The organism is Vreelandella neptunia, from assembly GCF_022489065.1.
In the GTDB taxonomy this organism is placed as follows: domain Bacteria; phylum Pseudomonadota; class Gammaproteobacteria; order Pseudomonadales; family Halomonadaceae; genus Vreelandella; species Vreelandella neptunia_A.
The window spans coordinates 505,790-524,732 of sequence record NZ_JAKVTW010000001.1 but is presented as its reverse complement, the minus strand read 5'-3'; the positions used below and the strand labels follow the sequence as shown (position 1 = coordinate 524,732).

Annotated in this window: 18 protein-coding genes and 1 riboswitch; of the genes, 10 read left to right on the top strand and 8 right to left on the bottom strand. The window is 56.1% G+C overall.

Going from position 1 to position 18,943, the window contains the following annotated elements; all coding sequences use genetic code 11:
• Positions 1–38: 38 nt before the first annotated feature.
• Genes miaA through MLE19_RS02310 form a run of 5 tightly spaced genes read right to left on the bottom strand, consistent with a single transcriptional unit; the run spans position 39 to position 6,452 of the window.
• Positions 39–977, bottom strand: coding sequence for a tRNA (adenosine(37)-N6)-dimethylallyltransferase MiaA (gene miaA / locus MLE19_RS02330; protein WP_240716465.1), 939 nt, complete (start codon positions 975–977; stop codon positions 39–41).
• A 45-nt stretch (positions 978–1,022) separates the two neighbouring features.
• On the bottom strand, positions 1,023–2,966 hold the full coding sequence (mutL, locus tag MLE19_RS02325) for a DNA mismatch repair endonuclease MutL (RefSeq protein WP_240716464.1): 1,944 nt from the start codon (positions 2,964–2,966) through the stop codon (positions 1,023–1,025).
• Between the two features lie 32 nt (positions 2,967–2,998).
• Positions 2,999–4,462 carry an N-acetylmuramoyl-L-alanine amidase gene (locus MLE19_RS02320; RefSeq protein ID WP_240716463.1) on the bottom strand — a complete coding sequence of 488 codons (1,464 nt, stop codon included), beginning with the start codon at positions 4,460–4,462 and terminating at the stop codon, positions 2,999–3,001.
• A complete protein-coding gene (tsaE, locus tag MLE19_RS02315; RefSeq protein ID WP_240716462.1) occupies positions 4,453–4,968 on the bottom strand; it encodes a tRNA (adenosine(37)-N6)-threonylcarbamoyltransferase complex ATPase subunit type 1 TsaE in 516 nt (171 codons plus the stop codon). The genes MLE19_RS02320 and tsaE overlap by 10 nt, the downstream gene beginning before the upstream one ends.
• A gap of 11 nt (positions 4,969–4,979) precedes the next feature.
• Complete coding sequence (locus MLE19_RS02310; RefSeq protein ID WP_240716812.1) at positions 4,980–6,452, bottom strand: NAD(P)H-hydrate dehydratase; 1,473 nt, start codon at positions 6,450–6,452, stop codon at positions 4,980–4,982.
• A 126-nt stretch (positions 6,453–6,578) separates the two neighbouring features.
• Between MLE19_RS02310 and queG the strand changes: the two genes are divergently transcribed.
• Positions 6,579–7,706 carry a tRNA epoxyqueuosine(34) reductase QueG gene (queG, locus tag MLE19_RS02305; RefSeq protein WP_240716461.1) on the top strand — a complete coding sequence of 376 codons (1,128 nt, stop codon included), beginning with the start codon at positions 6,579–6,581 and terminating at the stop codon, positions 7,704–7,706.
• Between the two features lie 16 nt (positions 7,707–7,722).
• On the opposite strand, the gene orn is transcribed toward queG, so the two are convergent.
• Positions 7,723–8,319: an oligoribonuclease gene (gene orn, locus MLE19_RS02300; RefSeq protein WP_240716460.1), complete on the bottom strand. Its 597-nt coding sequence runs from the start codon at positions 8,317–8,319 to the stop codon at positions 7,723–7,725.
• Positions 8,320–8,475: 156 nt separating this feature from the next.
• On the opposite strand from orn, the gene rsgA reads away from it, so the two are divergent.
• The 3 genes from rsgA to asd all read left to right on the top strand — a co-directional run bounded on the left by rsgA (position 8,476) and on the right by asd (position 11,458).
• On the top strand, positions 8,476–9,495 hold the full coding sequence (rsgA, locus tag MLE19_RS02295) for a small ribosomal subunit biogenesis GTPase RsgA (protein WP_240716459.1): 1,020 nt from the start codon (positions 8,476–8,478) through the stop codon (positions 9,493–9,495).
• An 18-nt stretch (positions 9,496–9,513) separates the two neighbouring features.
• Entirely contained in the window at positions 9,514–10,356 is an 843-nt protein-coding gene (locus MLE19_RS02290) for a sulfurtransferase (RefSeq protein ID WP_240716458.1), read from the top strand.
• A 250-nt stretch (positions 10,357–10,606) separates the two neighbouring features.
• Positions 10,607–11,458: an archaetidylserine decarboxylase gene (gene asd / locus MLE19_RS02285; RefSeq protein ID WP_240716457.1), complete on the top strand. Its 852-nt coding sequence runs from the start codon at positions 10,607–10,609 to the stop codon at positions 11,456–11,458.
• Here the strand turns inward: asd and epmA are convergent.
• Positions 11,455–12,435, bottom strand: coding sequence for an EF-P lysine aminoacylase EpmA (gene epmA, locus MLE19_RS02280; protein ID WP_240716456.1), 981 nt, complete (start codon positions 12,433–12,435; stop codon positions 11,455–11,457). The genes asd and epmA overlap by 4 nt on opposite strands.
• A gap of 99 nt (positions 12,436–12,534) precedes the next feature.
• Entirely contained in the window at positions 12,535–13,101 is a 567-nt protein-coding gene (efp, locus tag MLE19_RS02275) for an elongation factor P (protein ID WP_240716455.1), read from the bottom strand.
• 150 nt (positions 13,102–13,251) lie between these two features.
• Here efp and epmB point away from each other — a divergent pair, with 150 nt between their 5' ends.
• From epmB to MLE19_RS02245, 6 genes are all read left to right on the top strand, one after another.
• Positions 13,252–14,286, top strand: coding sequence for an EF-P beta-lysylation protein EpmB (gene epmB, locus MLE19_RS02270; protein ID WP_240716454.1), 1,035 nt, complete (start codon positions 13,252–13,254; stop codon positions 14,284–14,286).
• 211 nt (positions 14,287–14,497) lie between these two features.
• A riboswitch (guanidine-I (ykkC/yxkD leader) is annotated at positions 14,498–14,620 on the top strand.
• Positions 14,621–14,677: 57 nt separating this feature from the next.
• Positions 14,678–15,769 carry a putative urea ABC transporter substrate-binding protein gene (locus MLE19_RS02265; protein ID WP_240716453.1) on the top strand — a complete coding sequence of 364 codons (1,092 nt, stop codon included), beginning with the start codon at positions 14,678–14,680 and terminating at the stop codon, positions 15,767–15,769.
• 75 nt (positions 15,770–15,844) lie between these two features.
• Positions 15,845–16,672: an ABC transporter permease gene (locus tag MLE19_RS02260; protein WP_240716452.1), complete on the top strand. Its 828-nt coding sequence runs from the start codon at positions 15,845–15,847 to the stop codon at positions 16,670–16,672.
• Entirely contained in the window at positions 16,669–17,463 is a 795-nt protein-coding gene (locus MLE19_RS02255; RefSeq protein ID WP_240716451.1) for an ABC transporter ATP-binding protein, read from the top strand. The genes MLE19_RS02260 and MLE19_RS02255 overlap by 4 nt, the downstream gene beginning before the upstream one ends.
• On the top strand, positions 17,460–18,197 hold the full coding sequence (locus MLE19_RS02250) for an urea amidolyase associated protein UAAP1 (protein WP_240716450.1): 738 nt from the start codon (positions 17,460–17,462) through the stop codon (positions 18,195–18,197). The genes MLE19_RS02255 and MLE19_RS02250 overlap by 4 nt, the downstream gene beginning before the upstream one ends.
• Positions 18,198–18,209: 12 nt before the next feature.
• Complete coding sequence (locus MLE19_RS02245; protein ID WP_240716449.1) at positions 18,210–18,848, top strand: urea amidolyase associated protein UAAP2; 639 nt, start codon at positions 18,210–18,212, stop codon at positions 18,846–18,848.
• Positions 18,849–18,943: the final 95 nt, after the last annotated feature.

Below are 18,943 nucleotides of genomic sequence, written 5' to 3'. Positions count from 1 at the left end.
ATGCTTATTAAATCTCTATCTTGAAGAACTATCTTACGCTAAGCACTGCTTTCACGCACGAATTTCAGCACCTTATCCAATGCGTCGGGGTGCTGCGAATCCACCCACTCAAGCGATGGCCAACTTCTTAACCACGTAAGCTGACGCTTAGCTAGTTGACGAGTCGCAATTACGCCGCGCTCTATTAGCGTTGCGTAATCGTACTCACCTTCCAAGTACTCCCACACCTGACGATAACCAACGCTCTTCATCGCTGGAAGGCCTAAATGCAAGTCATTACGCTTTTTGAGGGCAGCAACTTCATTTATCAAGCCCTCCTCCATCATTACTTCAAAACGCTTGGCAATACGTTGATGCAGAAGACTACGATCGCTGGGCGCTAACGCTATCGACAACACCCGCCATGGAAAGGTTTCAGGCTGCTGCTCTGCCCACAACTCACTCATTGGTCGACCGCTGACGAAATACACTTCCAGCGCGCGCATCAGCCGCTGGGGGTCGTTAGGGTGAATACGCTGAGCAGAAACCGCATCCACTTCTGCTAACCGCTTATGCAGCGACAAAAGCCCCTCGGCTTGCCATTGCGCTTCAAGCTGCTGACGAATGGCAGGATCCGCGGAAGGCAGATTAGCCACGCCTTCGATCAGCCGCTTGTAGTACAGCATAGTGCCACCCACCAAGAGCGGCACTCTGCCCGCCGCGCTGATTTGTCGCATCAGTGCCAGGGCATCTTCACGAAAGTCAGCTGCCGAATAGGGCTCTGCGGGGTCGCGAATATCGATTAAGTGATGAGGGGCGCGGGCAAGCTCTACCGCACTGGGTTTTGCACTGCCAATATCCATACCGCGATACACCATAGCGGAATCAACGCTAATTAGTTCATGCCCCAAGCGCTCATGCAGTGCTATCGCGGTATCGGTTTTCCCGGCGGCCGTCGGACCCATCAAAAAAATTGCCCAAGGGCGGGTATCTGCCATGCGCGGTTCCATCAGGTAAGAAAAGGGTGATTGCTTTCCGCGCCGTTATTGTCCGCGCAAGAAGAGCCGATCAAGCGCTTTTAGCCCCATCTGTGTCCAGGTGGGACGACCGTGGTTACACTGATCGCTACGCTCAGTACGCTCCATATCGCGCAGCAGCGCGTTCATTTCATCAAGGGTGAGCCGCCGGTTGGCGCGCACACTGCCGTGACAAGCCATGGTAGAGAGCAGTTCGTGCAGGCGCGCCTCAACTTGATGGGTACGCCCGTAACGCGCCAGTTCCTCTAACATCTGACGCACCAGGGCCTCCGGGTCCGCCTGAGACAGCAGCGCTGGCAATTGGCGCACCAGTAGCGTCTCCGGCCCGGCAATATCAAGTTCAATACCCAGCTTAGAAATGGCCGCTTGCTCGCTTTCAGCAGTCGCTACCTCTGCCCGGCTGGCGGCGATTGAAACAGGCACCAGTAGCGGCTGCGCATCCAGTCCTTTAGCAGCCGCCAGCTGCGTTTTCATACGTTCATAAACGATGCGCTCATGGGCGGCGTGCATATCCACTAGCACTAACCCCTGGGCGTTCTGCGCCAAAATATAAATACCGTGCAACTGCCCCAGCGCAAAGCCAAGCGGCGGCGGTGCAGTCGGGTCATTGTCAGGCATCGCCAGCGGCGCCTCACGTACCTGATTATTTTCCCCTCCTGACGAACTAGGCTGAGGCGTTTGGGGTGTTAATAGCGTCTCTTCATGATTGGGGTGAAGCGCCTGATAGCCCTGCATAAAACGCCGCACCCGCTCTGCCCCTGGATGACGGTCCGGCGAATGGGTCAATGCTATACCCTGCTGCTGCCAGCGAGGCGGCTCTACGTCTTCGCCTGCCCGCTCATCTAACGGGGGTTGCTGCCCAGGCGCTTGCTGCTGATGGGCACCTAGCCCGCCCGCCATTTCTTCGCCGTCCTCTTCTTCGCTTTCTGCAGGCTTAGAGGAAGCCAAGCAGTGATGCAGGCTTGAGTAGAGAAAGTCGTGCACCATACGACCATCGCGAAAGCGAACTTCGTGCTTGGTGGGGTGAACGTTGACGTCCACTACATCCGGATCGAGCTCCAGGTAGAGCACAAACACTGGATGCCGACCATTAAACAGCACGTCGCGATACGCTTGGCGCACCGCATGGGCAACCAAACGGTCGCGCACTACGCGACCGTTAACGAAAAAGTATTGCTGGTCGGCCTGCGAGCGTGAATGCGTTGGCAGACCCACCCAACCGCTAAGCCGTAAGCCGCCCGCTTCGCGCTCAATGTAACGGGCATGCTCAATAAAATTCTTGCCCAGCAAAGAAGCAATCCGACGCTCGCGAGCCGCCGCAGAGTGGCCAGCAGGGAGTTGGTGAACCACTTTTTGATTGTGCCGCAATACCCAGGCGATGTCGTAGCGAGATAGTGCCTGACGGCGAAACGCCTCTTCCACATGGGCGAATTCGGTCTTTTCGGTACGCAGAAACTTGCGCCGCGCGGGGGTATTGAAAAACAGATCGCGCACGCTGACACTTGTGCCACGTGGGTGCGGCGCAGGGGTAACCCGTGCGTCCATTCCCCGTCCTTCCGCCACCACCCGCCAGCCATTGCGGGGATCCTCTTCGGCATTGGAGATCAGCTCCAGTCGAGAGACCGAACTAATGGAGGCTAACGCTTCACCGCGAAAACCCAGCGAGCTAACACCCTCTAAGTCTTCCAGGCTACCGATCTTACTGGTGGCATGGCGCGCCAAGGCCAACGGCAAATCCTCTTCCCCAATGCCGATACCATCATCGCGCACCTTAATGAGCCGTGCGCCCCCCTGCTCAATCTCCACTTCTATGCGCTGGCTACCTGCATCTATCGCGTTTTCAATCAGTTCTTTAGTCACCGACGAAGGACGCTCCACCACCTCACCGGCGGCAATCTGGTTAGCCAGCCGTGGGTCAAGCACATGTATACGTGATGCGGTAGCGGTCATTTCAGTCAACACGACACCTCAAGAACGATTACTTATGAACGGGGGATTTGTAACACTTGACCAACGCGAATCACGTCACCATTCAAATCGTTGGCTTGTCTCAACTGATTCACCGGCACGCCATGACGTACCGCAATCGCCGACAACGTATCTCCCGACTGAATACGATACTCATTACCAGAAGGTTGGCGTTGGTTATCGCGCTGCCAGGCAAGCAGACTGGCGGGCGGTGGGTAGCGCTGAAAATGATCGCGCAAACCGCTGAAAATTGCCTGAGAGAGCCCACTCTGATGAACCGGATCGCGTAGACGACGCTCTTCATCGGGGTTGGAGATAAAGCCTACCTCAATCAGCAGCGAAGGAATGTCAGGAGACTTCAGCACCATAAACCCCGCCTGCTCGACACGTGATTTATGCAACCGATTCACCCGCCCCAGCTGCTCTAACACTTGCCCGCCAATCGAGAGCGAATCGTTCAATGTGGCCGTCATGGTCAAGTCCAACAACACGCCACGCAGCACCTGATCTTTATCACGCAAGGAGAGATTGCCATCGACACCGCCGATCAGGTCGGAGCGGTTCTCGCTGTCGGCCAGCCACTGTGCGGTTTCCGAGGTGGCTCCCCGTTGCGACAGCGCATAGACCGAGCTGCCCTGAGGGCGAGGGCTGGTAAAGGCATCCGCGTGGACCGAAACGAAAAAGTCTGCCTTCTGCTCACGGGCCAGTGCGGTACGCTGACGCAGCCCAATGTAGTAGTCACCATCGCGCGTCAGCACCGCCTTAAAGCCCGGTGTTCCATTAACCTCAGACGCTAAACGGCGGGCAATTTCCAGCACTACGTCTTTCTCACGTGTGCCTGAGGGCCCGATAGCACCCGGGTCTTCTCCACCGTGACCGGCGTCGACGGCAATAATAATATCTCGGCGCGGATGTGGTTTGGCTTCTTGCACTTGATCCGGCACTGGGTCTCTAGGCGGCTCTACGCTTCCCGGCAGCTGAGCTTGAGCCGAGGCGCGCTGGGCCTGGATCTCCTGCTCCCGAATCATCGCCTCGATGGGGTCAATAGGGTTCTCAACGGCGCTTTCACCCGGGTACTCGAGATCGACAACTAAGCGATGCCCGTATTGATCATTAGGGGTTAGCGTGAAATGGCGGGGCTCTATTGCCCGATTAAGTTCAAGCACTACCCGCAACCCGCCACCCTCACGTGTGCCCGTACGCACCGAGGTAATGGCACTATCATGCAGCGGCAGCGTGCTCGGATCGGTGCCCATTTGCGTATCGTCTAAATCAATCACTAACCGCGCGGGGTTCTCCAACGAAAACACATTAGCGTTGGTGGCATCAGAAAGATCAAATACCAGACGGGCATGATCAGGTGCCGCCCAAAGGCGCATACTTTCAACGCTGGACGCTTGCACATCAACCGCCGCCAGGGCAAAAAAACTGACGGCTAATAGTCGATATAAACGGGCCGCTGCCGCCTTCATTTCCATTGAATCACACCACTCTCCAGCTGGTCGTCGCTTAACTTATTTACTTCACTGACCTGGCTCTGAAATAATGCCAGCATACGTTTACCCAGCTCACTACAAGCCGTTAAAGAGACTAATCGCCCCTGAGCCGCCACCTCTAACAAAATACGGAGATCAGGCAATGGTAACCAGCCTAACCCGCGACTGGGCCACTCAATGATACTGAGTGCATCATCAGCCAACACGTCGCGACCGCCGATAAACTCAAGCTCCTCAGGGTCAGATAAACGGTACAAATCCAGATGATAGATACGCTGGGAACCCAGTTCATAAGGCTCTACCAGCGTATAGGTGGGGCTTTTAACCGCCCCTTGATAACCGTAAGCCCTCAGAATGCCCCGTGTTAAAGTGGTTTTGCCGGCACCTAACTCGCCTTCCAGATACACCAACCCACGGCCCTGCAACACGTGTCCTAGCGCTTCGCCAAACGCGACCTGAGCCTCTTCATTGTCTAATTGCACCTGCATCTGAGCTGCCTTCACGGGTTAATCAATATTCGCGCATAGGATGCCAGATCACTGGCCAGCAGGCCACGTTCGCCTTCTTTCTCTGCTGCGCGATCTGCCGCTAACGCATGCACCATGGTGGCTAGCCAAGCGCTAAACTCCACATCACCCCGCTGAGCAACCAACGCTCCCAGCATGCCGCTTAGCACATCGCCCATGCCACCGCTGGCCATACCGGGGTTCCCGTAGGGGCATACGACTAATCCGCTGGGGCCCGCGATGAGGCTTCCCGCCCCCTTTAAAATCACTACGCCACCCCGCGCACGCTGAAGCGCCTGAGCGGCGGCGGGACGATCGGCCTGAATATCCGCGACGGAACAGCCCAACAACCGTGCAGCTTCGCCCGGGTGCGGCGTCAATATCCAGTTATCGCGCCGGGCATCAGGCCACTGACGGGCCAAAAGATTCAATCCATCGGCATCGACCACCAACGGTGCGTCTGACTGCAAAGCAGTTTGCAGTACAGCCTGCCCCCATGCGGCTTGGCCAAGCCCAGGCCCAACCACCACAACATCCGCATTACTGGGTAACTCAGCCGCTTCAGCACCACCTCGCACGCCGTGGGCCATTACTTCCGGGCAGCGTACCAAACTAGCGGTAATATGCTCAGGCGCCGTCGCTAAACTCACTTTACCCGCCCCCATTCGCGCGGCCGCTTGGCAAGCAAGTAGCGCCGCACCACCAAAACCAGGAGCGCCCCCCATTACCAAAACGTGCCCCATGGAACCTTTATGACTGGTGCGTAGGCGTGGTGAAAAGGCATCCGCTAATAGCGAATCATCCAGCCGCCATGCAGCAGGGGGAATATCAAAATAGGCCTGAGCTTTAACGCCCAAGGGGCGAAAATCTATCTCGCCGGTGTAAGCAGGGGCATCCCCTGTATGCAACCCGACCTTATCGCCAATAAACGTCACCGTACAGGCCGCTTTAACGGCAATACTGGTCACTGCGCCGGTATCAGCAACCAAGCCAGAGGGGATATCAATCGCCAGCACCGGCCGGTGTGCAGCATTGATCATTTCGATAGCTCGGCGGAAGCGGCCCTCTACATCGCCCGTTAAACCGGTTCCCAGCAGCGCATCGATAATGACCTCGCCGGTTAGCTCGACCCCTGCGCGCCACTCCTCGCAACCTACTCCTGCAGAGGTTGCCAGCTGCGCAGCACGCGCCGCGTCTCCGCTTAATTCCTCAATAGGTTTTAGCGTAATCCGCTGTACTTTGAGACCTGACTGCATGGCGAGCGCCGCAAGCACATGCCCATCGCCGCCATTGTTACCACTTCCACACATTACGGTTAAGCTGCGCGCTTGGGGCCAGCGTGAGCGGAAACTATGCCAAGCACTTGAGGCGGCGCGCTGCATCAGTGCAAAGCCATCAATACCGCCAGCGATGGTGCGTCGATCAAGCTCGCGCACCTGGGCGGCTTTATATAGTGGGCGTAGCATGGAAGTATTCGGGATCGACACAATCGCTCCTTTTGCATGTTGTGAGGGCTGCCAATGCGTTAGCATAGCGCGCTTAACACCTTGCTGTTGATTGACTACCTATTTGACTGACTTGTTTGAATAACCATGCCGAATTCCACTGCCTTTGCACATTCTCGCCAAGCATTGACGAATGAAACGCTGGCCCGCCTTGCCGACCTGGTTAAAACCTGGGGCCGCGAGCTGGGCTTTCAGCAGGTAGGCATCACCGATACTGAACTGTCGGCGCATGAAGCCCATCTAGACGCGTGGCTGGATGAGGGTTACCACGGCGAAATGGGCTTTATGGCCAAGCATGGCACCAAGCGCACCCGTCCAGCGGAGCTTGAACCCGGCACTCAGCGCATTATCAGCGTGCGTATGGATTACCTGCCCGCTGAAGTGGAAAGCACCAAGGTACTCGGCCAGCCCAGCCGCGCCTATGTTTCCCGCTATGCCTTAGGGCGTGATTATCACAAGCTAATCCGCAAACGGTTAGCTCTATTAGCCAAAAAAATCGAGCAGGAAGTCGGCGCTTTTGGTTACCGTGCCTTTGTCGACTCAGCGCCGGTGATGGAGCGCGCACTGGCTCAAAAAGCCGGGCTTGGCTGGTTCGGTAAAAACGCCATGCTGCTTAATCCTAAAGCGGGTTCGCTGTTTTTCCTTGGCGAACTCTATACCGACCTACCGCTGCCCGTTGATGCGCCTTTTGAGCACGAACACTGTGGCAGCTGTAGCGCCTGCCAAACCGCCTGCCCCACCGGGGCTATTGTTGACGATAAAGTGGTCGACTCCCGCAAGTGCATTTCGTATCTCACCATTGAACTGCATGGCGCCATCCCAGTCGAGTTTCGCCGTGCCATGGGCAACCGTATCTACGGCTGCGACGACTGCCAACTGGTCTGTCCGTTCACTCGTTTTACCCGCACGACTCAGGAAAATGACTTTGCACCGCGCCATGACCTAGACCGCGCATCGCTTATCAGCCTGTTTGCCTGGGGCGAAGCAGAATTTCTGGATAAAACTGCTGGCAGCCCCATCCGGCGCATTGGTTATGACCGCTGGCTGCGCAATATCGCTATCGGCCTTGGCAATGCGCCCTGGAACAAAGCTGTAGAAGCGGCGCTGTGGGCGCGTAGAGCCTATCCAAGTGAGCTAGTACGCGAACATGTCGCCTGGGCGCTTGAGGAGCAGTTCCTCAAGCGCGGTGAACGTATCGCCACTGACGCCTCTTAAGCGCTACTCTTCTTAGCTATTCTTCCTCTTCGTCGCTGCGCTGATCAACGCGTAAAAACGTACTGCGGTAGTGAGCCAGTTCAGCAATCGACTCTTTAATATCGTCCATCGCCAAGTGCACATTCTGTTTGCTAAAGCCCGCCAGTGCACCAGGGTTCCAACGTTTGGCCACCTCTTTAATGGTCGACACATCCAGATTACGGTAATGGAAAAAGTTAAGCAGCGCAGGCATCTCACGCTCTAAAAACCGACGATCCTGATGGATACTGTTACCGCACATCGGCGAGGAGCCCGCCACTGCATACTGCTGCAGAAACGCCAACGTTTGCTGCTCGGCTTCAGCTGTTTCCACTTGGCTGGCTTTCACCCGGGCGACTAAGCCCGACTCGCCATGGGTTTTCTGGTTCCAATCGTCCATCTGCGCTAGCAGGCTATCGGGCTGCTTCACAGCAATCACTGGCCCCTCAGCTACTACGTTCAAGTCCGCATCAGTAATAAGTGTGGCTACTTCAATGATGCGCTCTTTATTGGGATCCAAACCGGTCATCTCGAGATCAATCCATACCAGTAGATCATCGCGTGGCGCCGTTGCATCCGTCGTTTCGTTACTCATTACCGTTATCCTTTGCCCAAATGACCATTAACATCGTGCAAGTGTGCCTTAAATAAGCCCGTCGAGCAGCTATACAGGCCAGCTTGGCGACTAGATAAATACAATGACACCTTTGCTAGGTACAATAGAGCCTATTGTACCTAGCATCGGGTAGACATGAGCAAACGTAAATTAAGTCGCCAGCAGCAGTGGCGAGTCGAGAAAGTCCAGGCGGAACGTGCCCAGCGCGCTGAAAAGCGTGATGTGCAGGACGCTGAAAAGCTCGCCGCTGGCGAATACGGTGCCGAACAGCCAGGCCGTGTCGTTGCTCACTTCGGGCGCACCCTTGAGGTGCGTAACAACGATAACGAGCCGGTGCGCTGCCACTTACGTGCCAATTTAGACGGCCTGGTCACCGGTGATCGAGTGATCTGGCGCGCGGGGCAAGAAGGCTCCGGCGTAGTGGTCGCCCGCGAAGAGCGCGATAGCGTGCTCAAGCGCCCCGACGCCCGAGGCCTACTCAAACCGGTCGCCGCCAATATCGATCAACTGCTGATTGTATTTGCGGTGGAACCCGCGCCCCACGCCAACCTCATTGACCGCTACCTAGTGGCTGCCGAAGCCACAGGTATTGCCCCGGTGCTGGTGCTCAACAAAACCGATCTATTGCCAGAAGATGGCGGCGAACTAGGCAAACTCCTAGAGCGCTATCGCGACTTGGGCTACCCCGTGGTACGTACCACCACCGCCACAGACACCGGGCTCGATGAGCTGCGCAGCCAGCTTGAAGGCCGCACGTCAGTGTTTGTTGGCCAAAGCGGCGTCGGCAAGTCATCTTTGATTGACCTACTGCTACCCGACGAAACCCTGCGCATTGGCGCGCTTTCGGAAGATTCCCGTAAAGGCACCCATACCACCACCACAGCACGCCTCTACACCATGAGCCGTGAAGAAGTAGCTGATGGCGATCTGATCGACTCGCCAGGTATTCGCGAGTTTGGCTTGGTGCACCTTAATGAGCAGGAAGTCACCGACGGCTTTATTGAGTTTCACGACTATATTGGTCATTGTCGGTTCCGTGACTGCCGCCACCGCAATGAGCCCGGCTGCGCTTTACTCGCAGCGGTAGACGCAGGCAAGATTCATTCAGCACGCTTTGCCAGCTATCGACGCATTCTCGATAGCTTAAATGGCTAACGTTGACAGGAGTTACCCATGAGTATTGAGCGCCAATCGTCAGAAGCCAACCTGCTGCCGCTGATCGTTGAACCCGAACAACTGCAAGAACACCTGGATAATCCTGACCTACTGATTATCGATGTGCCGGTCAACGGCGACAGCTATCGCCAAGGCCATGTACCTGGCGCTATTTTTCTCGATTTTCGCTATTTGTTACGCGGTGAAGGGCCAGTACCCAGCGATGCTCCCAGTGTCGAGGCGCTTTCGCGGCTATTTAGTGCCTTAGGCCTGACCCGTGACACCCATGTGGTGGCTTACGATGACGAAGGCGGTGGCTGGGCAGCACGGCTGCTATGGACGCTAGATTTGATTGGCCACACCCGTTACTCCTATTTAAACGGTGGCATTCACGCTTGGCGGGACGCAAGGCTTGAAGAGAGCAGCGAACCCACGGCTCCGACTCCCAGCGATTACCATGCTGAGATTCTCAACCCCAAGGCCCTGATCACCTGCGACGAGATCAAAGAGAAGATCAACGACAGGCAATTCGCGGTATGGGATGCCCGCTCCAAAGATGAGTACGATGGCGTTCGCGGTAACAATAAACACATGGGCCATATACCGGGCGCGGTCAATATGGATTGGCTCCACGCCATGGATCGCAACCGCTCGCTGCGCATACGCGATTACGCCGAACTCATTACCGAATTAGGCGCATTAGGCCTGACGCCGGATATGGAAATCGCCACCCACTGCCAGAGCCACCACCGCAGTAGTTTTACCTGGCTGGTGGGCAAGGCGCTGGGATTTAATATGCGCGGCTATGCGGGCTCCTGGGGTGAATGGGGCAACCGAGACGACACGCCGATTGAGAAGTAAAGAATACTCACTGTAATTGTTTACAGTAACTGCGCAATCGACTAAGGGCGCCGGGGGCAGGTCGTAGAGGGGGTCATTTGCCATGGCCGGAAAATGTTCCATACCATTCCGGCATTTCCGCCATCCATGGCGGTCAGATGGCAAATTTAGCGCCCATGGAAGGGGTCACAGCGCCCCCTCGTAGACCTGTCACCGGGGTAGCCCTTAATGGCAATATGCCACTTAAAGCCACTGTCAAAAAGTAACCACTGTGACTCTTTCCCAAAAAGCCTTTTCGCTACTTCAGTATCCGCTGCCCCACCATGCGCTCTCGCGCCTGACCGGCAAGTTCGCCCAATGCGACAACCGCTGGGTAAAAGACACCTTGATCAAGGCGTTTATCAAACGCTTTAATGTCGATATGAGCCAGGCGCAGGAACCCGACCCCACCGCCTACGCCACGTTTAACGACTTTTTCACCCGCGCGCTAAAAGCCGATGCCCGCCCACTTGGCGAAGGCATCCTCAGCCCCGCCGATGGCACGCTCTCCCAATTTGGACGCCTTCAGGCAGGTCAACTGGTACAAGCCAAAGGCCACACCTACTCCGCCCAAACCCTGCTCGGCGGCGACACGACCCTGGCAGAAGAGTTCTTGGGCGGCAGCTTTGCCACCGTCTACCTATCGCCACGGGACTACCACCGGGTGCATATGCCGGTAACCGGCACACTGAGGGAAATGATCTACGTCCCAGGTCGGCTCTTCTCGGTAAACCAAGCCACCGCCAACTACGTGCCGGGGCTGTTCGCCCGTAATGAACGCCTGGTATGTATCTTTGATACCGAACACGGCCCAATGGCCATGGTGCTAGTGGGGGCAATGATTGTCGCTGCTATCGAAACCGTCTGGTCCGGGCAGGTGACACCGCTTTCAGGTCACCCTCAGCGCATGCAGTTTGGCCAACCGATCACTCTAGAAAAAGGCGCCGAGATGGGTCGCTTCAAGCTCGGTTCAACGGTGGTTATGTGCTTTGCCAACCAAGTTAACTTCGCAGACATCCCCCCCGCCACCATGGTAAGTATGGGGGAGTCGCTAGGCGCTATGCCCACTACCGTTGGTGGCTAGCAATTAGGCGTTGAGAAGGCCAGCACGTCTTCCAGGCGTGCTTTGCCCAGTGCCAACTGAATCAAACGATCAATCCCCAGCGCTACTCCAGCGCCTTCAGGCATTCCGTGCTCAAGTGCTGCCAGCAGGCGCTCATCAACGTCCACTTCCGGCAACCCTAAACGGCGACGCTCAGCATTATCTTGCGCAAAACGCGCGCGCTGCTCAGCCTCATCTGTTAACTCATCGTAGCCGTTTGCCAGCTCAATGCCATTGAGATACAGCTCGAAGCGAGAAGCCACCCATTCACCATCAGAATCCTGATGACGGCGCGCTAACGATGCCTGACTACTCGGATAATCGATCACTACGCTGAGCTCATGTTGGCCTAGCTGCGGCTCAATCACCACGCTCATGAGCAGGTCAAGACAGGTATCCCGCCCCTCATTAGCTAACGATTGGGTAGGCATTTGCGCCCGCTTAGCAGCCACCAAACGTAGCTTTTCCACGGACGTGGTAAAGGGATCAATCTCTAAGTGAGTATGAAATAGCTCCCTGTAGCGATAGTGCACGACAGGGCCTGGGAAGCTGGGGAGTAACGACAGGATCAGCGTCGCGGTCTCATCAATTAGCTTAGTCAGCGTAAACTGCGGCCGATACCACTCAAGCATAGTGAATTCGATATTGTGTCGGCTACCCACTTCACCATCGCGAAAGCTTTTGGCGAGTTGAAATATCGGCCCACTGCCGGCGGCTAAAAGGCGCTTCATATGAAATTCAGGAGAGGTTTGTAGCCAGAGACGGCGCTGGCCTTTATCAGTGCGCGCCAGCGTATGCAGCGATACCAGGTGAACATCGGTACTGCCCCCCTGCCCCAATACCGGCGTTTCGACTTCCAACACGTCACGCTGGGCAAAAAATGCCCGCACTTTGACTAGTAACCGCGCACGCTCGCGCAGCGTTTCAATAGACGCCGAGGGCTGCCAATCAATGGCCATCACTACTCCTTGTACAAACAATTTTATACAGATTAGTTCCGAGCAAAAAATAGCCACGCAAAATGCGTGGCTATCGTCACTGCCATAGCGAAAAAGCGATTAAGCGCGGGAGACGTAGTCGCCACTGCGCGTATCAATTTTCAGCACTTCGCCCTGATTGATAAACAGCGGTACACGAACAACAGCACCGGACGATAGCGTCGCAGGCTTAGAGCCACCTTGGGCAGTATCGCCTTTCAAGCCAGGGTCCGTCTCAACAACTTCCAACTCGATGAAATTCGGCGGCGTAACAGAGATCGCCTTATCGTTCCACAGCGTAATAATATAGGGGACCTGCTCCTTGAGCCATTTATCAGTATCCCCCAAGGCTTTCTTTTCCACCGCGTACTGCTCGAAGGAGCCATCGGTCTTCATAAAGTGCCACATGTCACCGTCGGTATAGAGATACTCCATCTCTAAATCCATGACATCAGCGCCTTCCAGCGAGTCACCGGATTTGAAAGTCTTCTCACCCACGCGGCCAGTCATCAGGTTCCGCAGCTTAACGCGGTTAAACGCCTGGCCCTTACCGGGCTTGACCAGCTCGTTCTCAACGATCGAACAAGGGTCGCCATCGAGCATTACTTTCAGACCGGCCTTGAATTCGTTGGTAGAATAGTTCGCCATAATGTCTCTCAATCATCCATTTCAGTTATTTGTTTCAACAGGTGGTGCGCGAAGCCATACGTTGCCGCCGTCAGCATGCTTAAATGCCAGTAGCGTTGTAAATGGCGTCGTTAAATAAGTGCGCGCATGATAACCCGAAGGAGGGCTTTTTTGCAGGAGAACATCATTATTGCCGCGTCTGAAGCGCAAAGCCATCGCCACTCAATAGGGCGCTCCACTTGGCAGCAGCAACTTTCCCATGCCATTCGAGACCCGCAAACACTGTGCGAACGGCTGCGGCTAAACCGCGACTGGTTGGCGGGCGCCCAAGTAGGCCACGAACTGTTTGAAGTATGCGTGCCTGAAGCGTATCTCAAAAGGATAGCCTATGCCGACATAAACGACCCGCTGCTGCGCCAAGTAATACCGCTAGGCGAGGAAGCGCTCACGCCTGCTGGTTACGTCGTCGACCCCCTGGAAGAGGCCGACCACCGGCCCGCAAAAGGGCTTATTCATAAATATGCTGGCCGGGTGCTGCTGATCGCCAGTCCTAACTGTGCCATTAACTGCCGCTACTGCTTTAGGCGCCACTTTCCCTATAGCGACAATTCTCCCTCCAGAGCGCAGTGGCAGGAAGCCCTCGACTATTTACGCAACGACACCACGATTCACGAGGCGATTCTTTCTGGCGGTGACCCGCTGGCCGCCAGCGACCGTCAATTGGCATGGCTGGTGGAGCAGTTGGAAAGTATCCCGCATCTAAAACGGCTCCGCATTCACACACGGCTACCGGTGGTCATTCCTGACCGGGTGGATGACGCCCTTCTAGGCTGGCTAGCGTCGACCCGCTTACAAAAAGTCGTGGTACTGCATATCAACCACGCCAATGAGATTGATCAAGCGGTGGTCGACGCCTGCACGAATTTGAAGCAAGCAGGGGCGACGTTGCTCAATCAGAGCGTACTGCTGCGCGATGTGAACGACAGCACTGCGACCCTGGCCGCCCTTTCTGAACGGCTATTTGAAGCGGGTATTCTGCCCTACTACTTACACGTAATGGATCCCGTGCAGGGCGCTGCGCACTTTGATGTGCCGGATGAAGAAGCCCGCGCGCTCGTTGCCAAGCTTCGCGACTATTTGCCAGGGTTCTTAATGCCACGCCTGGTGCGGGAAATCCCCGGCAAAGGAAGTAAAACGCCGCTGTAACGCTTATCAGGCGATTCAAATCAGTGCACAACTCAGCTTTGACGCACCATTACAACGCACTCAGCGGCCCAGTGCCTTAGTCGCTATGGCGGTGCTCGCCCTGTAATGCTCTGAAACGAAAAGAATTAGACTGAATCGGCCACAATTTTGCTCTGTGTCTAAGCGTAACAAACGGGGTATCGGCAGCTAACGCTGCCAGACAATTTAGTTTCCAATAGATCGCTAGGGTTCCGACACCATCAATGTATAACCCCTGATGGCTGTGGCTGGTCCGAGAGCAATCGACCTAACGCTTCGGCGTTAGGTTACACGGCGGGACAAAAGCCCGGGAGGATAAGGTGCAGTGATGCGCCGATGCCCCCGAGTTTTCTCTTAGCCGTTGGAGGCTGCCATGACCCGTTGCAACCGTACTTCCCCAAAACGCTTTACCCTTGCTGCACTTTCCGCCACGCTCTCTAACACACTTCTGGCAACCACCCTTGTCGCCGCTGAGCCTGCCCAGGCCCAAGAGCGGGACGAGTTTAGCGTCTGCTGGTCGATTTATGCCGGTTGGATGCCCTGGGCCTACGCCGACGTTGAAGGCGTGGTCGACAAATGGGCCGAAGAATACGGCATCAGCATCGATGTAGTGCAGGTAAACGACTACGTCGAGTCGATCAACCAGTTTACCTCAGGCAATGTTGACGGCTGCGCCATGACCAATATGGATGCGCTGACGATTCCCTCCGCCAGCGGAGTCGACTCCACCGCGCTGATTATCAATGACTACTCAGACGGCAATGACGGCATCGTACTCAAAGGCAGTGATGATCTCGCTGACATTGCTGGTCGACAGGTCAATCTCGTCCAGTTTAGCGTCTCCCACTACTTCCTGGCCCGTGCCCTTGAAAGTGTCGGCTTGACCGAGCGCGATATCGAAACGGTGAACACCTCCGATGCGGATATTGTCGGCCTATTCTCTAGCGATACCACCGAAGCCGTGGCCGCCTGGAACCCTCAGTTAAGCGCTATAGCAGAAATGCCCGACAGCAACGTGGTGTACACCTCCGCGGAAATCCCCGGCGAAATCCTCGACATGATGGTCGTTAATACCCAAACCCTGGAGGACAACCCCGACCTAGGCCATGCCTTAGTGGGCGCTTGGTACGAAGTGATGGGGTTGATAGAAGCAGACGACGAGAACGCCCTCACCATTATGGCGGATGCCGCAGGCACCGACCTTGAAGGATACCGCGCGCAGCTAGAGGCCACTTACCTCTATACCGACCCAGCGGAAGCCATCGAGCTAATGGAAAGCCCCGAGCTGCTCGAAACAATGGAGCGGGTTGCCGAGTTCAGCTTTGAACACGGACTGCTCGGCGATATGGCACCCAATGCAGAAGTGGTGGGCATTGAAACCCCCAGCGGCGTATTTGGCGATGAGAGCAATGTACAGCTGCGCTTCGACCCAAGCTTTACCCAGGCTTACCTAGACGCTCAGTAACGGGTTCCTACTACATTAGCGCGATGGGAGTGGCGCCTGCCGCTCCCTCTGCTCTCATCCTCCGTGGACACCGCCATGAAGCGATTTATTAACTTAGCGCCCTCTCGGGGCGGCCGCTGGCTGTTGGGTTTACTGCCTTTTTTGCTACTGGCGATGCTCTATATGAGCCTATCCAATGCACGCTTGGCGGAAAACCCTAATGATCGTCTGCTGCCCACACCCTCTACCATGGCCAGTTCGTTTTACCACTTGGCCACCGCCGAGAACGTGCGCACCGGGCAGATTGTGCTGTGGACCGACACCTTTGCAAGTTTGGAACGCATTGTGATTGGGGTAGGTATTAGTGCGCTCATCGGCTTGGTCGTGGGCATTTTAAATGGTGGCATTCCGCTTATCCGCGCCAAGCTCTCGCCGCTAGTTACGGTCGCCTCGCTGATTCCGCCCATGGCGATACTGCCGATTCTGTTTATTGCTTTTGGTACGGGCGAGGCCGCCAAAATTGCGCTGATTGTGATTGGAGTAACGCCCTTTCTGATTCGCGACCTCCAAGGCCATGCTCTGCGACTCCCCGACGAACAACTGATCAAAGCGCAAACCCTAGGCGCCAGCTCCTGGCAGGTACTGCTCAGGGTACTGCTACCCCAGCTTACTCCTCGATTACTAAATGCCACCCGCTTGGCCTTGGGCACCGCTTGGCTTTTTTTGATCGCCGCTGAAGCGATTGCCGCCCAGGAAGGCCTTGGCTATCGCATTTTTCTGGTACGCCGCTACCTCTCTATGGACGTGATACTGCCCTATGTGGCCTGGATCACCCTGCTAGCGTTTCTACTTGACCAGCTGTTGGCCTGGATATCGCGGCTGGCATTCCCTTGGTACCACTCAGGCGAAGGAGATAACTCATGAGCCTGCTAGCGGCCAAGCGGCTAGAAAAGCACTACGGCAATCATGTGGTGCTCGAAAACCTTAATTTCAGCGTTGAGCCCGGCGAATTTGTCACCTTAGTGGGTGCCTCGGGCTGCGGCAAAACCACCTTTCTCAAAATGCTACTGGGTACCGAAGCCACCTCGCGAGGCAGTCTAACGCTGGATGACAAACCCATTCCTAATGAACCCGGCCCCGACCGTGGCGTGGTGTTCCAGAAGTACTCGGTCTTCCCACACTTAACCGTGCTGGGCAACGTCATCATCGCCGATGAATTGCACAGTTCCAAGCTGCTGGGCAAAAGCTTCGGTGCTGCCAAGCGCCAAGCTATCGAGAAGGCTCTTGCCCGCATCGACGAAGTGGGCCTGAGCCACGCGCTCAAAAAATATCCCCATGAGCTTTCTGGTGGCATGCAGCAGCGCCTGGCCATTGCCCAGGCATTAATGATGCGGCCGCGTATTTTACTGCTCGATGAGCCTTTCGGCGCGCTAGACCCAGGCATTCGCCAGGACATGCATGTGCTGATTAATCGTCTGTGGCAGGAGCAGCAGCTGACGATCTTTATGATCACCCACGATCTTAAAGAGGCCTTTGAGCTGGGCACGCGGCTATGGGTATTCGATAAAACCCGCCACGACCCCCAGGCACCGGAAGCCTATGGCGCCACGATTACTTACGACCTACCTATTTCACGCGATCGTCCTTCGAACGAACTAAAAGAAGCGCTTCACCAGGGCGGCCTGCAAACTCACACCCAGGAGACGCTGCTATGACAGACGCTGTTATGAATAGCCAACCCGCTTACACCACCTATTTACCCGGCGGGCATCACTGGTCGCTGCGCCTGCGCCGCGGCACCACCTTGACCCTGACAGCACAGGAAGCCGACAGCAACGTGGGGCTTTTATGCTACAACCCGGAAAACCTGCTGGAACGCTTAAACCTGCCGGATACCCTGAAGTGCCAGCACACCTTTAAGCTCACCCAAGGCCACTGCCTCTACTCGGATATGGGCCGTATATTTGCCTCTATAACCCATGATGACCTGGGCTGGCACGATAGCGTTGGCGGCAATTTAATGCCCCATCATCTGCTGAAAAAAGGCTGGCAGCCGGTCAGCTATCAGCAGGCCCACAACGACTGGACGCTCACCGGCTTCGACGCCTTTTTGGTGGAGCTTGCTAAGTACGGCCTGGGCCGCCGGGATATGGCCGCTAATCTCAACCTCTTCTCCCGCGTTGAGAGCGACGACAACGGCAAGCTGCGCTATGTGCCCGACCACTGCCAGCCTGGCCAAAGCGTCACGCTGCGCTTTGAGATGGACACACTCGTGCTGCTGCACACCTGCCCCCACCCCCTCGACCCTAGTACTGAATATCCCCGTCGCGGCGTAGATATCGCCCTTGGCACCGCCGAACCGGTGACAGAAGACGACCCCTGCTATCGCTCACGGCCCGAAAACGCCCGTGGCTTTGCCAACAATCGCCTCTACCACCTCGGCTTATAAGGGAGACGCCACATGATTATTGAAAGCACTTTACGCCCTGAAAACGCCTTGAGCCGCACGACGGTAAACGCAGGCGATCACTACATTGGCACCGTGAAGCGTGGCCAAACCCTGCGCATTCTCGATCTAGAAGGCAACCAAGCCGCTGACACACTTTTCTTCAGCGCCAACGATACTGCCGAGCGCTACAGCGCTATGGATACGGTACGCGAACAGGGCGCGGTTTATCTCACCGCAGGCACCACGCTGATGTCTAGTGAGGGCCGCGCCATGCTGACGATCAGCGCCGACACCTGCGGCCGTCACGACACACTGGGCGGCGCCTGCGCCAGCGAAAGCAACACCGTGCGCTACGACCTGGAAAAGCGCCATATGCACTCTTGCCGGGATAACTGGATGCAGGCCATCGCCAATTTTCCAGAGTTCGGCCTGACCAAACGCGATATCACCCACAACATCAACTTCTTTATGAACGTGCCGGTCACTGCCGACGGCGGGCTGACCTTTGAAGACGGCATCTCAGCGCCGGGCAAATACGTGGAGATGGTCGCCGAGATGGATGTGATCGTACTGGTCTCCAACTGCCCTCAGCTCAACAACCCCTGCAACGGCTACAACCCAACGCCCATCGAGCTATTGGTTTGGGGCTGATATGAGAATAGGCGCTGATCAAGTCAGGAGAGTAAGCGAAACGTCTTTTTCAGGGATGAAAAAGCCGAGCGACCACGGATGGGTTCACAGCGTTT